We start from the raw sequence: 15,381 nt of genomic DNA, 5'->3' as shown, positions 1-15,381 counted from the left end.
TTAATCAGCGTACTGAGCACTTCCGGGGACATTTAGCTGAATTTTAGGCAAACTTCCCCGTGCACCGTGGCGCCGCAGAGCTAAACCCCCGCGACACAGGTGATGGAGATCACGCGGTTCGGCCGTGGCAAGATGAACCCATGAGCATCCCGGCAATCGAACTGATGACAGCCCTGCGTTCCGGCCAGTCGACCTCTCCGCGGCTGACTTGGTACGGGCCCGACTCCGAGCGGGTAGAGCTTTCCGGCCGGGTTTTGGACAACTGGGTCGCGAAGACAGGCAACCTGTTGCAGGACGAGCTCGACGCCGAGCCCGGGACGCGGTTGCGGCTGGACCTGCCGGCGCACTGGAAATCCGCCATCCTCGCCCTCGCGGCCTGGCAGCTCGGTATGGAGGTTGTGTTCGGCGACGCCGAGGCCGAACTGCTGGCCACCGCCGATCCCGGCCCCGGCGCAGCGCTCGGCGCCTTCGACGCCGTCCTGGCTGTGGCGCTCCCGGCGTTGGCCATGCGCTGGCCGGGTGAGCTGCCCAGCAGTGTGCTGGACTATGCCGCCGAGGTGCGCTCCCACGGCGACGTTTTGATGCCGCATGTGGCTCCGGAGGCCTCACGGCGGGCCGTGCGGTCAGCAACCGGGGCAGAGCATAGCCACGGCGGATTGCTGGACGGCTTCGCGGCGGCCCCGGCGGACGGCGTGCGGTTGCTGGTGCCGGCCGGCAACGGCTTGGAAGCAGCGTTGGCCCAGGCCTTGGGCGCCTGGCACCGTAACGGTTCGGTAGTGCTGGTGCACCCCGAGGTCACGGTAACGGAAAAGCTGCTCGCGGACGAGCGCGTCAACGGCGGCTGAGGGCTGACTTAGGCCGGCGGGCCGGGGACTTCCCGGTCCTTGGCGGTGCTGCCCTGGACCAGGTGGCTCTCGAGGGCGGGGCCGGACTGGGTGTGCGGGTGCCGCTCGATGATCTCGTGGTCGTGGGAGAATTCCGGTTCTTCGTCGAGTTCCTTGTTAAAGACCAGGAACCGGTAGGCGAAAAAGCGCACCACTGTGGCAACCAGGATGCCAACAATGCCGGCGGCGAACAGCATGTTTTTGTCCGTCACGTTGAAGCTGTACTTGGCGAGGGCCGTGAACCCGGTGGAGATACCGATGCCAATGCCGTTGATCAGGATGAACATCGCGAGCTCCCGGAGGACGTTGTCCTGGCGGCGGTGGCGGAAAGTCCAGAAACGGTTCGCAATCCAGGAGAAGATCGTGGCGAGGGTGGCGCCGACAAAGCGGGCTTTGGCTTCGCTGTCGGTCATCGGCCCGTGCATCAGGTAGTAAGTGAGGCCGTTGTCAATAATGAACGCCACCCCGCCGACGGCACCGAACTTGGCGACTTCGCGCCAGAACAGCGAGGCAAGTCCGCGCAAGCGCTCGGTAAGTGTAGTAATCATGACCCTCCGTGGCCGTCGTGAACTCGTAGGCCATTGGGCCAACGGCCCATTTTAGCGCCGATTCCCGGCAACTCACCGCCTCCAGCGGTCCGGCCGCCGCAAACCGGCCAGCGTGGAATGGTACCGGCGGCCGGTTGCCGTGCCGGGCGCGTCCCCTGCCGAAGCTTGCTTAAATCCGGCCAATGGCAGCCCGGAACCCGCTCCGGGACTACCAAAAGCCGGGTTATTGCGAGCTTTTCGGTAGGCTGGGGCTTGTGACTTTTCCTGTGATCGGTGTAGTTGGCGGCGGCCAGCTCGCCCGTATGATGGCCCCCGCGGCCACCGCCCTGGGCTTCGAGCTCCGCGTCCTCGCCGAAGCTGAGGACGTTTCGGCAGTTTCGGCCGTGGCCCATGCCCCGGTCGGTGACTACACCGACTTGGACCATCTCCTTGAGTTCTCCCGCGGCCTTGACGTCCTGACCTTCGACCATGAGCACGTGCCCACCGAGCACCTGCGGGCCCTGCAGCGGGCCGGTGTCAACGTCCACCCCGGACCGGATGCGCTGGTCAATGCCCAGGACAAGCTTGTGATGCGGGCCGCTGTCGACCGCCTGGAGCTGCCCAATCCGCGCTGGGCCGCCGTCGACGGCGTCGCCGCCCTGATCGCGTTCGGTGCGGACAGCGGCTGGCCCGTTGTCCTGAAGACCCCGCGCGGCGGATACGACGGCAAGGGCGTGCGGATCGTGGCCTCCGCGGCCGACGCCGAGGAAACCGCGGACTGGTTCGAGGCAATGTCGCCGCTGCTCGCCGAGGCCAAAGTGGAATTCAGCCGGGAACTCTCGGCCCTTGTAGCCAGGACACCCGACGGCGAGTCGCGGGCCTGGCCCGTGGTGCATACCGTCCAGGTCGACGGTGTCTGCGACGAAGTCATCGCCCCGGCGCTGGACATCCCGCTGGACGTCGCTGCCGCGGCGGAGAATGCCGCCTTGCGGATCGCCAATGAGCTCGGCGTCACGGGGGTGATGGCGGTGGAACTGTTCGAAACCCCGGGCGAGGGTGCCGGCTTTCTGATCAACGAACTGGCGATGCGTCCGCACAACACCGGTCACTGGACCCAGGACGGTTCGGTGACAAGCCAGTTCGAACAGCATCTGCGGGCAATCCTCAATCTGCCGCTGGGCGCCACGGACCTGCTGGGTCCAGTTGTGGTGATGAAGAATTTCCTGGGCGGCGAGAACGAGGATCTGTTCTCCGCCTACCCGGCAGCCCTGGCCAGCGAACCGGCAGCAAAGGTCCACTGCTACGGCAAGTCCGTGCGGCCAGGGCGCAAGATCGGCCACGTTAACCTCATCGGCGGTTCCGTGGCCGAGGTCGATTCGGTGCGCGACCGCGCCGCCACGGTCGCAAACATCATCCGCAACGGCGGGTCCCAGTCCCGCACCGCCGCCGGTGCCCACGAGGAGAACGCATGAGCGTCAGCAACACCGTCCCGTCCACGGACCGGTCCCCCGCAGCCGCGGACACCGAGCCGGCGACCCCGATCGTTGGGCTCGTGATGGGTTCGGACTCCGACTGGCCCGTGATGGAAGCAGCTGCCGAGGCCCTTGCCGAGTTCGGGATCCCTTTTGAGGCCGACGTCGTCTCCGCGCACCGAATGCCGCTTGAGATGATCCGTTACGGCCAGACGGCCCATGAGCGCGGCCTGCGTGTGATCATCGCCGGCGCCGGCGGCGCGGCCCACCTGCCCGGCATGCTCGCCGCCGTCACTCCCCTGCCGGTCATCGGCGTCCCGGTCCCGCTCAAAACCCTCGACGGGATGGACTCCCTACTCTCCATCGTCCAGATGCCCGCCGGGGTACCGGTCGCGACAGTATCCATCGGCGGGGCCCGCAACGCCGGGCTCCTGGCCGTGCGCATCCTGGCCTCGGGCGCGGACCCGCTGGCCGTAAGACTCCGGGCGGAACTGCTCGACTTCGCCCGGGAGCTCAACGACGTCGCCACCCGGAAGGGCGCGAACCTGCGGCACAAGGTGGGCGACGTGTTCGCAGCCGCAAACGTTGTCACCCGGGGCAGCCGTTAAGGATCACCAGATGACCAACAGTTACGCCCCTTCCCGTCAGCCGGCGCCACGGAACCCGAGAGCTTCCGGGTCCCTCACGGATCCCGTTCGCTACCCCTCGGGAGCGGCTGCCCCGGTCCGGATCAAACGTGCTTTTTTGCTGGTCCTGATGACGCTGCTGGTGCCCGGCAGCGCCCAGACGGTCGCCGGCGACCGGCGGCTGGGACGGATCGCCCTCCGTGTCACCCTGACCGTCTGGGCGCTGGCGGTTGTTGCCGCGGTACTCCTCGCGGTGTCCCGGTCCACGCTTATCAATCTGCTCACCAACCGCTTTACCTCGCTGCTGCTGATCATCGGGCTCGTGGCGCTGGCCCTCGGCTGGGCAGCCCTGTTTATCAACACCCTGCGACTGATCCGCCTCGTGCTGCTGCCGCCGGGAGTTCGTCCCGCCGTCGTTATTTCCCTGGTGGTCGCGATGGTCCTCAGCAGTGGCTCGCTGGGCTACGCCGCCTACCTGCTCAACGTCAGCCGCGACGCCATCGGCAACATTTTCTCCGCCGGGCCGACAATTGAGCCCTCAGAGGGCCGCTATAACTTCCTGATGATGGGCGGCGACGCCGGTGCGGACCGAACCGGCCGCCGGCCGGACAGCCTCTCCGTCATCAGCGTTGACGCCAAAACCGGCCAGACCGCCATCATCTCGGTGCCGCGCAACCTGCAGAACGCACAGTTCAGCAAGGATTCCTCGATGCGCGCAATTTACCCTGACGGCTACAACTGCGGCGATGAGTGCCTCATCAACGCCATCAATACCGAAGTCACCAACGAGCACAAGGACCTTTACCCCGGTGTGCAAGACCCCGGCGCGCAAGCCACGCTGGAGGCCGTCTCCGGGACCCTTGGCATAAAGGTCCAGGCCTACGTCCTGGTCGACATGGACGGCTTCGCCAAACTTGTGGATGCCATGGGCGGCATCCGGATCAAGGCCGGGGGCTGGGTCCCGATCAGCGGCGAGACCATTGATGAAGCCAACGGTATCCACGGTATGCCGCTGGGCTGGATCCCCGCCGGCGACAATACGCTCGACGGGTACCATGCCCTCTGGTACGGCCGCTCGCGCGAATTCGTGGACGACTACGCCCGGATCGCCCGCCAGCAATGCGTCCAGCAGGCCATGCTCAAGCAAATGGACCCCGCAACCCTGCTCACGAAGTTCGAAGACATCGCCAAGGCCGGGACCAAGGTGGTCGAATCCAACGTCTCGGCCAGCCAGCTTGGAAGTTTCGTTGACCTGGCCATCAAGGCGAAGGGCCAGGAAACGAAGCGGCTGACCATTGGACCGCCCGACTTCGACGCCTCGTTCTCGACGGTCCCGGACTTCGACCAGATCCACCAGAAGGTCGATGCCCTCCTTGGGCCCGCCCCCGCGGCCGCCGGTGACAGCCTCCGCCCGCAGGACGCCGTCCCCGGGCCGCTGTCCGCCGCCGGCGGATTGCCGCGCACACAGCCCGGCACCGAGCCCGGGCCGTCGTCGGACTTCACCCCGGTGACAACCACACCGGACGGCGAGCCGATCACCGAAGACATGCTGAACCAGTTCAAGCTCGACGGTGATGAGCAGTCCATCCGCAACCTGGTGGCCACCAACGGCCAGTGCGCTCCGCTCTAGCGCCGTCGATCAGTCTTATTCCGTAACAGGCTTCCACAACAGACAGGGACACCCGGCAGTGTACGAACTCGAAAATGTCCTCCGCCCCTATGCCTGGGGCTCCACCACAGCTATTTCCGGGCTCCTGGGCAGGCCGGCTTCAGGCGGTCCCGAAGCGGAGCTGTGGATCGGCGCGCACCCGGATTCGCCCTCAGTTGCGCTCAGTCCCGCCGGTGCGGGATCAACCGGCGCCCACGCCGCAGTGGCGGAGGACGGCGGCCGCCTGGGCTTGGATTCGCTGATCGCGTTGGACCCCGAGCACCATCTGGGCAGCGACAGTGTTGCCCAATTTGGCCCCCGGCTGCCGTTTCTGCTCAAGGTCCTGGCCGCCGACAGTCCGCTGTCCCTTCAGGTGCACCCGACCCTGGAGCAGGCGCGCGCAGGGTTCGCCCGCGAGGAGGCCGCCGGCGTCGGCCACAAGGCCACGGAACGCAACTACAAGGATGACAACCACAAGCCGGAGATGATCTTCGCGCTGACACCGTTCGAGGCGCTGTGCGGTTTCAAACCGGCCTCGGACGCCCGCGCCGTCTTCGATCTGCTGGTGGCGGACTTTGAGCTGGCCGGCCTCGATCTTCCGGAGCTTGTGCCGCTGCTGCTGCAGGATCTGGCGCAGCCGGACGAGCACACAGCCCTGCAGTCGGCCTTCGAGCGGCTGATCGCCGGCGGCGAGGCCGTAGCCGAGGCGACGGCCGTGATTGCGGCCGCCCTTATCTCCGGCGCCCCGACGGCGCCCTACCAGGCCGAGCTTTCCACAGTGGTGACCCTCAACGCCCGGTATCCGGGCGATCCCGGCGTACTGATTTCGCTGCTGCTCAACCGGATCTCGCTGGCACCGGGCGAGGCTGTCTACCTCCCGGCCGGCAACGTCCACGCCTATCTGCACGGGCTGGGCATCGAGGTCATGGCCGCCTCGGACAACGTGCTGCGTGGCGGGCTGACGCCGAAGTTCGTGGACGTCCCAGAACTGCTCCGGACCGTTTCCTTTGCGGCCGCCGGTGTGCCGAAGCTCAGCCCCGAGACCACCATGTTGGGCCAGGAGCTCTTCCGGCCGCCGTTTCGCGAATTCCAGCTGCAGCGCATTGTGCTGGAGTCCGGCGCTGGACCTGTTCCGGTGGCGCAGTCGGGCGCCGCAGTGATCATCGTGGTGGCCGGATCCGTGCTCCTGGACTCTCCCAAGGGCGAGTTGCGGCTGGAGCGCGGTGCCAGTGCTTTCCTGCCCGCCGCCGAGGCACCGGTCAACGCCCACGCAGTGTCCGGCGCCGCCGGGACCGCCATCGCATTCGCCGTCACTACCGCCCTGAAAGCCTGAATCCGTGGACCACTTCCTGCAGAGCCCGGCGTGGGCCGATTTCCAGCGCAGCCTGGGCCGGACAGTACACCAGCGCTCCGGTCCCGGCTGGAGTTTCCTGGCCATCGAGGAAAGCAACCCGGCCGGAAAACTCCTCTACGCACCCTACGGCCCGGTCGCCGCCTCGCTGGCTGCTTTCGACGCCGCCGTCGCTGTGCTGACGGACCTGGCCCGCGGCTGCGGCGCGGTGTTTGTCCGGATCGAACCGGTCGATGCCGGTTTCACGGCCGCTGACGCCGATGCCGTGCTGCGCACGCGCGGCCTCCGTCCCGCCCCGGCCAACCAGCAGCCGGAACTCAGCTGGGTCGTGGATGTGGACCGCGACTTTAAAGACGTCCTCGCGGAGATGAAGCCGGCAAACCGCAACCTGTACCGGAACATCCACAAGAAGGGCGTAACGTTCCGCTCCAGCCAGGACGCTGGTGAGATCTCCGTGCTGCTGGGATTCCTGCATCTGACGGCGGCACGAAACGGTTTTAAGCCCCAAAGCGACGACTACCTCACTGCGGTGGCCAGCTCACTGATGCCGGCCGGTGCTGCGACGCTCTTCATTGCCGAACTCGAGGGCGAGCCCATTGCTGCATCCCTGGCCTACGATTCCTCGGACACCCGCGTCTATGCCCACGCCGCACTGGACGACGCGCACCGGAAGCTGAGCGCCGGCATTCCGCTGCTGGTCACACTGATGGCTGATGCCAAAGACAGGGGCCTGAAGTTCGTGGACCTGTGGGGCGTGGCACCGGCAGACCAGCCGGAGCACAAGTGGGCCGGGTTCACGGCCTTCAAGAAGTCCTTCGGCGGCCGTGAAGTCGCCTACCCCGGAACCTGGGATTTGCCGGTGCGGCCCCTGCGCTACGGCGGATACCAACTGGCCAGAAAGGTCGCGCAGGCCGCACGCCGCGTACTCGCGGCGGCGCGAAAGGTGCCTGTCCGGCTGCGCAGCGCGCTCCGCCGCTAGGTCTCCGCACCGCGGACCGGCTCACCCCCCTGCTGGACATGCCCCGCGTCAGGCTTGGCGAGTGGACACAACACCACTATGTCCACGCCCTGGCGTGACCAGCGGACATGTCCGTCGGTGGGGGCACGTCCCGGCCGCAAGACCGGACATGTCCGTCGGGAGGCGTCCCTAGTTGCCGGCTTCGGCAGCTTTCTTCTGCGCTTCGTAGGCACTGGCCACCATGTCCTCGACGGAGTGCCGCATCTTCCAGTCGAGGTCGCGTGCGGCCAGGGTGCCGTCCGCCACGATCCGGTCCGGGTCTCCTGTCCGGCGGGGTCCGATCTCCGGCTCGAAGTCGATGCCGGTCACCGCGGCCATCGCCGTCATAATCTGCCGCACCGAGAGCCCGTCGCCGGACCCGAGGTTGTAGACGCGTTCCAGCGGCCCACCGGCGGCGAGGGCCTGGGCGGCCGCGACGTGCGAGGTCGCCAGGTCGGCGACATGAACGTAGTCGCGCACGCAGGTGCCATCGGCTGTGTTGTAGTCGATGCCGTTGATTCTTGGTGTTTTTCCTGCGGTTAAGGCGCGGAGCACTATCGGGAAGAGGTTGTGCGGGCTCGTGTCGTAGAGCTCGGGCGAGCCGGATCCGACGACGTTGAAGTAACGCAGCGAGGTGTGTTTGAGGCCCCTGGCCCTGCCCTGGTCACGGATCAGCCATTCGCCGATCAGCTTGCTTTCCCCATAGGGCGATTCCGGCTGCGTCGGAGTCTCTTCCGTAACAATGTCGCCGGCGGGGGTGCCGTAGGTCGCGGCGGAGGAGGAGAAGACCAGATTCTTCACCCCGGCTCGTTCCATCCCAGTCAGCAGCACCGCCGTGCCGGTGACGTTTTGCTCGTAGGTCAGCAGCGGTTCCTGCACCGAAACGCCAGCGTATTTGAAGCCGGCAAGATGGATCACGCCGGTTACCGAATGTTCCGCCAGGGTTCCGGTGACGAGGTCCAAGTCGAGAATACTGCCGTGCACAAAGGGCACGTCCGCCGGAACAAACTCGCGGTGCCCGCTCGAGAGCGAATCAATCACCACCGCCTGGATGCCGGCCCCGCGCAAAGCGGAGACCACATGCGAACCGATATATCCTGCGCCACCTGTTACGAGCCATGTCATGGTCCCACCCTACCTAACGACGACGGCCAGCGGCCGGCCGGAAACGCCGGATCCCGGGGCGCGGTCCGCGCCCCGGGATCCGGGTGTTCTGGCCGATCCGGCAGGCGCTAGTTCCTGCGCGCGTAGCCTTCCCACTTGCTGGCTTGGTGCTCGCCATCAACGAAGCGGATGGTCCCGGACTTGGACCGCATCACGATGGACTGGGTAAGAACCTTGTCCTTGGAGTAACGCACGCCCCTGAGCAGGTCACCGTCGGTGATGCCGGTCGCGGCGAAGTAGCAGTTGTCGCTGGAGACGAGGTCGTTGGTCGACAACACCCGGTCCAAGTCGTGTCCGGCGTCGATCGCCTTCTGCTTTTCGTCATCGCTGGTGGGCCACAGCCGGCCCTGGATCACGCCGCCGAGGGACTTGATCGCGCAGGCCGTGACGATTCCTTCCGGCGTTCCGCCGATGCCCATCAGCGCGTCAACCCCGGTGCCGGAGCGGGCCGCGGCGATGGCTCCGGCGACGTCGCCGTCCATGATGAACTTGGTCCGCGCGCCGGCTTCGCGGATTTCCTCCACAAGCGGGCGGTGCCGGTCCCGGTCGAGGATCATCACGTTGAGCTGGTTGACTTTGACGCCTTTGGCTTTGGCGATGAGGTGCAGGTTTTGTTTGACCGGCAGGCGCAGGTCAACCATGTCGGCCGCTTCCGGGCCGGTGACGAGCTTCTCCATGTAGAACACCGCGGAGGGATCGAACATCGAACCGCGCTCGGCCACGGCAAGGACGGCCAGGGCGTTATTGATGCCCAGGGCGGTCAGCCGGGTTCCGTCGATCGGGTCAACGGCGACGTCGCACTCGGGGCCGGTGCCGTCACCGACGTGCTCGCCGTTGAAGAGCATCGGGGCTTCGTCTTTTTCACCTTCGCCGATCACCACAACACCGTTGAAGTGGACGGTCTGGAGGAAGGAACGCATAGCGTCGACGGCGGCGCCGTCGGCCTTGTTCTTGTCCCCAAAACCCACCCAGTGGCCACCGGCGATGGCGGCTGCTTCGGTGACGCGGACCAGTTCCAAAGCAAGGTTGCGGTCCGGCTCGTCGATACCGACGGCGAGCGACGGGGAGAGCGTGGAGTACTTCTGGGTCATTGGCGCTGGTGTCACGTGAACCTCTTCTTCGAGTGGCGATCATTGAAGCCGCACGGACAGGATCGATCCGCGGCGGTGATTCGTATCATGGTGATCTCGTCTGCTACTGATCATAGTCGCGGTGGAAAGCTGCGTCGTGGAATGACCAATCCGTGAACGTTATGCCCCGCGGCCGGCCCCGCCCGGCCGAATGTGAGATCGGCCCGGAATGGGCGACTATAGAGGGGTGAGCGAATTGCAGGAAACACCCCCAGCAGCCCGGGCCGGCAACGCCGGCAGCGCCGGCCCGAATGTGCCCGGCGCGCCGGACCAACCGCCCGTTAAGCCAGTCCTGAGCGCCGGAGCGGCCAAGCGGGCGAACGCCTCGGTGCTCGGCATGATCATTGCGCTGGTCCTGAGCATTGCGGCATTCCTGCCGATCGTCCTGATGAACCCGTCGCCCAAGACCGACGGCTACCGGCCCAACATCGATGTCAGCGCCGTGGCGCGCAACGCGGCCGGTGTGGCAGGATTCACACCCGCGGCCCCGGAAACCGGCGACACATTCCGCGCAAATTACGCCCGCTGGGAATCGGGCGCGGGCAGCGGCGTCCCGACGTGGGAAGTGGGCTACCTCACCCCCAAGGAGTCCTTCATTGCCCTGGTGCAGGCCCGGCAGTCCAATCCCACGTGGCTGCTGCAGCAGGTGAAGAGCGCGCCCGTGACCGGCACCCGCAGCGCCGGCGGACGCGATTGGGAACTCCGTGACACGGGCAAGGGTGAGAAGAGCATGGTGCTTGCCGACGCCGGCGGCACCACGGTTATCCTGACCGGATCCGCGCAGCTGGACGAATTCACGCTGCTCGCTGCCGCCGTGGTGAAGTCACTCGAGGGCACTTCCGGTGCGGCCGGCGGCGCGTCACCAGGGAGCTCCGCGGACGCAACAGGTTCGCCGTCGCCCGCCCCTTCGCCGTAAGGTAGGGCCGTGGCCACCTATCTCACCCCTTCCCTTGCCTGGCGCCGCCTGCGCGAAGGCAACGATCGCTTTGTTGCCGGCGAATCGTCCCATCCCAACCAGGACGCGTCCCGCCGTTCCTCGCTGGTGGAGAACCAGCACCCATTTGCGGTGATCTTCGGCTGCTCGGATTCCCGGCTGGCCGCTGAGATTATCTTCGACCTCGGCCTTGGCGATGCATTCGTGGTCCGCACCGCGGGCCACGTGATCGACGACGCCGTCCTCGGCTCGCTCGAGTACAGCGTCAGCGTCCTCTCGGTGCCGCTGATCGTCGTCCTCGGGCATGACAGCTGCGGCGCGGTCACGGCCACCAAGAACGCCATGGAGACCGGGCAGATGCCCGTCGGCTTTATGCGCAGCCTGGTCGAACGCATCACGCCGTCGGTGCTGACCTCGCTGCGCAACAACCAGAACGACATCAACGACATGGTGGTTGAAAACGTCAAACAGACATCACAGCGGCTCGTGGACAGCTCACGGGTGATATCCGATGCTGTCGGGGGTGGCCGGGCCGCCGTGATCGGCCTCGCCTACAGCCTGTCCGACGGCAGGGCGGACCTCGTCTTCGAAATCGGCGAACTCTAGTTTCCTGCCACTGCAGGCAGCATGCTCTTCACGGTTTTCGATGGGACGCCTCCGCCCAATAAGCTAGCCCCATGACTTCCACAGAAGAATTGAACACCGAAGAGTTCCGCATCGAACACGACACCATGGGCGAAGTCCGCGTCCCGGTGAACGCCTTGTATCGCGCCCAGACGCAACGAGCCGTGGAAAACTTCCCGATCTCGGGCAAGACCCTTGAGCGCGCCCACATCGAGGCCCTCGCCCGGGTCAAAAAGGCGGCAGCACAGGCCAACGCAGAACTGGGAGTGCTCGACGGCGAGCTCGCCCAGGCGATCGCTGATGCTGCTGACGAGGTGGCCGCCGGCAAGTACGACGGCGATTTTCCGATCGACGTGTTCCAGACCGGGTCGGGGACCTCGTCGAACATGAACACCAACGAGGTCCTTGCCGAACTGGCCACCCGTGCGCTTAAGGCCGCCGGCAGCGACAAGGTGGTCCACCCCAATGACCACGTCAATGCTTCGCAGTCTTCCAACGATGTTTTCCCCACCTCGGTCCATGTGGCCGCCACCTCTGCCCTGATCAACGACCTGATCCCGGCCCTCGGCTACCTTGCGGAATCCCTGGAGCGCAAGTCCGTTGAGTTCAAGGACGTTGTAAAATCCGGCCGCACGCACCTGATGGACGCCACCCCGGTGACGCTGGGCCAGGAGTTTGGCGGCTACGCCGCGCAGGTCCGCTACGGCGTCGAGCGGGTTAATGCCGCGCTGCCCCGGGTCGCTGAAGTTCCGCTCGGCGGCACCGCCGTCGGTACCGGCATCAACACCCCGGCAGGTTTCCCGGAGCGGGTTATCGAGCTGCTTGCCGCTGATACCGGCCTGCCGCTGACGGAGGCACGCGACCACTTTGAGGCGCAGGCCAACCGTGACGGCCTGATCGAGGCATCCAGCCAGCTCCGCAACATCGCGATCTCCTTTATGAAGATCAACAATGACCTGCGCTGGATGGGTTCCGGTCCCAACACCGGCCTCGGCGAAATCTCGATCCCGGACCTGCAGCCGGGTTCCTCGATCATGCCCGGCAAGGTCAACCCGGTGATCTGCGAGGCCTCCATCATGGTCTGCGCCCAGATCATCGGCAACGACACTGCCATCGCCTGGTCCGGCACCAACGGCGCCTTCGAGCTCAATGTCGGCATCCCCGTGATGGCCGCCAACCTGCTTGAGTCCGTGCGGCTGCTGGCCAACACCAGCCGCGTGATGGCCGACAAGATGATCGACGGCATCACCGCCAACGTCGAGCGGGCCCGTTTCCTGGCCGAGGCGTCACCGTCGATCGTCACGCCGCTGAACAAGTTCATCGGTTACGAGAACGCCGCCAAGATCGCAAAGAAGGCAGTGGCCGAAGGCCTGACCATCCGCGAGACAGTAGTGGCTATGGGCTTCCTGGAACGCGGCGAACTGACCGAGGGGCAGCTGGACACCGCGCTGGACGTAATGTCCATGACCCGGCCGCCGCACAAAGCCTAGGCACCGCGGGCGGCGGCGCCCGCTCAGCGAACTAAACGTCCTTCGTCGGCCGGCACCTTTTCGCAAGGGTGCCGGCCGACGTCGTTCCTCCGGTTGGCCACCCCGGCGGCGGTGTGCTGCCCAAGGCCGGAGTGCGGCATCAATTTTTGCACTTTAAGAAATTGAGTGCAAATATGTACTTTGTGATTGATAGTGCAAAACATGAGTGCGGACTCCGCGAACGCAAACGGGCCGCAACGAGGGCGGCAATTACCGCCGTCGCGCGCACCATGACGGCCGAGCTGGGACTCAACGGCTACACGGTGGAGGAAGCCTGCGAACGCGCTGGCATCTCCCGCCGGACGTTCTTCAACTACTTCCCGACCAAGGAAGATGCCATCATCGGACACGTCGACGACGACTTCCCTGCCGACGTGGTGCGGCGCTTCGTCGAAGGCGGTGCAGGTTCGCCGGCCGGCGAAATCTCCCCGACCCTGCTCTCTGACCTCGTGCGCCTGGCCCTTGTGTTGTCCGAACAGATGACCGCCAGCGAGGAAGAAACCCGCCAGCTGATCGCCGTCGTCCAAAAGGAACCACAGCTGATGCTGCGGATTATTGGCGCCTCGGAACAACGCGAAGGCCAAATCGCGCGGATGCTTGCGGTCCGGGAGCAGGTTCCCCCGGACCACCCGGTGGTCCGGATGGCGGTTCTTCTGTTCGGCAGCATCACCCGCAAAACGAGCGCCGCCTACTTCTCGGCGGACAACTCCCGCCCGTACCGGGAGATGCTGCTCGACAACGTCGCGGCAGCCCGCACCTTTTTCTCGCAGACCCTGGATATTGACCCCGCACCCTCCACCGAAGGACCCCAATGAGTTCTGCCGTCACCACCCCGGCAGCGCCCACGCCGCTGCTCCTGACCCAGAAACGGATCTGGATCATATTTTCCGCGCTGATCGCGGGCATGCTGCTCTCAAGCCTCGACCAGACGATCGTCTCCACCGCCATGCCCACCATCGTTGGGAAACTCGGCGGCGTGGAACACCAAGCCTGGATCACCACGGCCTATCTGCTGGCGACCACGATCGTTATGCCGATCTACGGCAAGTTCGGCGACATCCTGGGCCGGCGCAACCTTTTCCTGGTTGCCATCGCCCTTTTTACGCTGGCTTCGGTCGGCTGCGCCTTTGCCACTGACTTCTGGGGCTTCGTGATCTTCCGCGCCGTTCAGGGCCTGGGCGGCGGCGGTCTCATGATCCTCTCCCAGGCGATCATCGCCGACATTGTTCCGGCCAAGGACCGCGGAAAGTACATGGGCCCGCTCGGCGCCATCTTCGGCCTGTCCGCAGTGGCCGGTCCGCTGCTGGGCGGCTATTTTGTGGACCACCTGACCTGGGAATGGGCCTTCTACATCAACATCCCGATCGGCATCGCGGCTTTTACCATCGCGTGGTTCACACTGACCCTGCCGAACAAGAAGGCCGAAAAGCGGATCGACATCCTGGGCGTACTCCTGCTGTCCGCGGCCACCACTTGCCTGATCTTCTTCACCGATTTCGGCGGCAAAAAAGACGAAGGCTGGGATTCCCCGCTGACCTGGGCCTTTGGTGCCGGCACCGTGCTGGCCGCCGTGGCATTTGTTCTCGTGGAGCGCAAGGCCGAGGACCCCATCATCCCGCTGAACCTGTTCAAAAACCGGATCTTCGTGAACTCCACGGCGATCGGCTTTACCCTTGGCCTGGGCATGTTTGCCGCGATCGCGTTTGTCCCCACGTTCCTGCAGATGTCCTCCGGCACCTCCGCCGCGGAATCCGGGCTGCTGATGCTGCCGATGATGGTGGGGCTGATGGGCATGGCAATCTTCTCCGGCATCAGGATCTCCAAGACCGGCAAGTACAAGATGTTCCCGATCCTCGGCGCTGTCCTGACCATTGCCGCAATGCTGTGGCTGACCACGCTCACGGCGGCGACCCCCATCTGGATCATCTGCGTCCAGCTTTTCATCTTCGGTGCGGGCCTGGGCTCCATCATGCAGGTGATAGTGCTGGTGGTGCAGAACTCCGTGCCCGCTGAACAGATCGGCACGGCAACCAGCACCAACAATTACTTCCGCGAAGTGGGAGCCTCGCTGGGTGTGGCCGTCTTCGGTTCCATCTTCACCGCCCGGCTCTCGGAGTCACTGGCCCGGGCATTCACCGGGGCAGGCGCCTCGGCCGAAGAGGCCTCACAGTCCACCCGGACCCTCGATCCGCAGGCCCTGAGCCAGCTCCCGGCCCAGCTCAAGGACGCCATCGTCAACGCCTACGCCGATTCGCTGGCCCCGGTGTTTTGGTACCTGCTGCCGTTCCTCGCGATAGCCCTGGTGCTGGCGCTGACGCTGCGGCAGATCCCGCTCTCTGACACCGCTGGCATGGTAGCCCGGGGCGAAGCAGTGGGCGGCGAGGAAGCAGACCGTTTGGAGGCCGAACGCCGGGCCGGGACCAAAGCCGTTGCGGGTCAAACTGGTGCGGCACCGGCAGCGGAACTGCACAGCCTGGACCGCTAGACGCCGGAGC

14 protein-coding genes are annotated in these 15,381 nt (G+C 65.7%); 11 read left to right on the top strand and 3 right to left on the bottom strand.

The window, feature by feature from the left end; all coding sequences use genetic code 11:
• Positions 1 to 140 precede the first annotated feature (140 nt).
• Positions 141 to 845 (top strand): TIGR03089 family protein, encoded by a 705-nt coding sequence (locus QI450_RS03160; RefSeq protein WP_226773606.1) that lies wholly within the window; start codon positions 141 to 143, stop codon positions 843 to 845.
• Between the two features lie 8 nt (positions 846 to 853).
• Here the strand turns inward: QI450_RS03160 and QI450_RS03155 are convergent, their stop codons facing one another.
• Positions 854 to 1,432, bottom strand: a complete 579-nt coding sequence (locus QI450_RS03155; protein WP_226773607.1) for a GtrA family protein — start codon at positions 1,430 to 1,432, stop codon at positions 854 to 856.
• A 302-nt stretch (positions 1,433 to 1,734) separates the two neighbouring features.
• Between QI450_RS03155 and QI450_RS03150 the strand changes: the two genes are divergently transcribed.
• The 5 genes from QI450_RS03150 (at position 1,735) to QI450_RS03130 (ending at position 7,487) form a co-directional block, all read left to right on the top strand.
• Positions 1,735 to 2,883: a 5-(carboxyamino)imidazole ribonucleotide synthase gene (locus QI450_RS03150; RefSeq protein WP_256446556.1), complete on the top strand. Its 1,149-nt coding sequence runs from the start codon at positions 1,735 to 1,737 to the stop codon at positions 2,881 to 2,883.
• 83 nt (positions 2,884 to 2,966) lie between these two features.
• Complete coding sequence (gene purE / locus QI450_RS03145) at positions 2,967 to 3,491, top strand: 5-(carboxyamino)imidazole ribonucleotide mutase (protein WP_226773622.1); 525 nt, start codon at positions 2,967 to 2,969, stop codon at positions 3,489 to 3,491.
• A 10-nt stretch (positions 3,492 to 3,501) separates the two neighbouring features.
• Positions 3,502 to 5,139 (top strand): LCP family protein, encoded by a 1,638-nt coding sequence (locus tag QI450_RS03140; protein WP_226773609.1) that lies wholly within the window; start codon positions 3,502 to 3,504, stop codon positions 5,137 to 5,139.
• Positions 5,140 to 5,197: 58 nt separating this feature from the next.
• On the top strand, positions 5,198 to 6,490 hold the full coding sequence (gene manA, locus QI450_RS03135) for a mannose-6-phosphate isomerase, class I (protein WP_226773610.1): 1,293 nt from the start codon (positions 5,198 to 5,200) through the stop codon (positions 6,488 to 6,490).
• A 4-nt stretch (positions 6,491 to 6,494) separates the two neighbouring features.
• A complete protein-coding gene (locus QI450_RS03130; protein ID WP_226773611.1) occupies positions 6,495 to 7,487 on the top strand; it encodes a peptidoglycan bridge formation glycyltransferase FemA/FemB family protein in 993 nt (330 codons plus the stop codon).
• Positions 7,488 to 7,655: 168 nt separating this feature from the next.
• Here the strand turns inward: QI450_RS03130 and galE are convergent, their stop codons facing one another.
• Both galE and glpX read right to left on the bottom strand, forming a co-directional pair.
• Positions 7,656 to 8,630: a UDP-glucose 4-epimerase GalE gene (gene galE / locus QI450_RS03125; RefSeq protein ID WP_226773612.1), complete on the bottom strand. Its 975-nt coding sequence runs from the start codon at positions 8,628 to 8,630 to the stop codon at positions 7,656 to 7,658.
• A gap of 107 nt (positions 8,631 to 8,737) precedes the next feature.
• Entirely contained in the window at positions 8,738 to 9,760 is a 1,023-nt protein-coding gene (gene glpX / locus QI450_RS03120; RefSeq protein ID WP_226773623.1) for a class II fructose-bisphosphatase, read from the bottom strand.
• A gap of 226 nt (positions 9,761 to 9,986) precedes the next feature.
• On the opposite strand from glpX, the gene QI450_RS03115 reads away from it, so the two are divergent.
• The 5 genes from QI450_RS03115 to QI450_RS03095 all read left to right on the top strand — a co-directional run bounded on the left by QI450_RS03115 (position 9,987) and on the right by QI450_RS03095 (position 15,371).
• Positions 9,987 to 10,715: a DUF4245 domain-containing protein gene (locus QI450_RS03115; RefSeq protein WP_226773613.1), complete on the top strand. Its 729-nt coding sequence runs from the start codon at positions 9,987 to 9,989 to the stop codon at positions 10,713 to 10,715.
• Positions 10,716 to 10,724: 9 nt separating this feature from the next.
• The gene (locus QI450_RS03110; RefSeq protein WP_226773614.1) at positions 10,725 to 11,339 is read left to right on the top strand and encodes a carbonic anhydrase; all 615 of its coding nucleotides are present in this window, start codon (positions 10,725 to 10,727) and stop codon (positions 11,337 to 11,339) included.
• A 71-nt stretch (positions 11,340 to 11,410) separates the two neighbouring features.
• Complete coding sequence (locus tag QI450_RS03105) at positions 11,411 to 12,847, top strand: class II fumarate hydratase (RefSeq protein ID WP_226773615.1); 1,437 nt, start codon at positions 11,411 to 11,413, stop codon at positions 12,845 to 12,847.
• A gap of 173 nt (positions 12,848 to 13,020) precedes the next feature.
• Complete coding sequence (locus QI450_RS03100) at positions 13,021 to 13,701, top strand: TetR/AcrR family transcriptional regulator; helix-turn-helix transcriptional regulator (protein WP_226773624.1); 681 nt, start codon at positions 13,021 to 13,023, stop codon at positions 13,699 to 13,701.
• A complete protein-coding gene (locus QI450_RS03095) occupies positions 13,698 to 15,371 on the top strand; it encodes an MDR family MFS transporter (protein WP_226773616.1) in 1,674 nt (557 codons plus the stop codon). The genes QI450_RS03100 and QI450_RS03095 overlap by 4 nt, the downstream gene beginning before the upstream one ends.
• Positions 15,372 to 15,381 lie beyond the last annotated feature (10 nt).

It is taken from the genome of Arthrobacter sp. EM1 (genome assembly GCF_029964055.1).
In the GTDB taxonomy this organism is placed as follows: domain Bacteria; phylum Actinomycetota; class Actinomycetes; order Actinomycetales; family Micrococcaceae; genus Arthrobacter.
The sequence above is the reverse complement of the archived record's forward strand: the minus strand, read 5'-3'. Positions and strand labels throughout refer to the sequence as shown.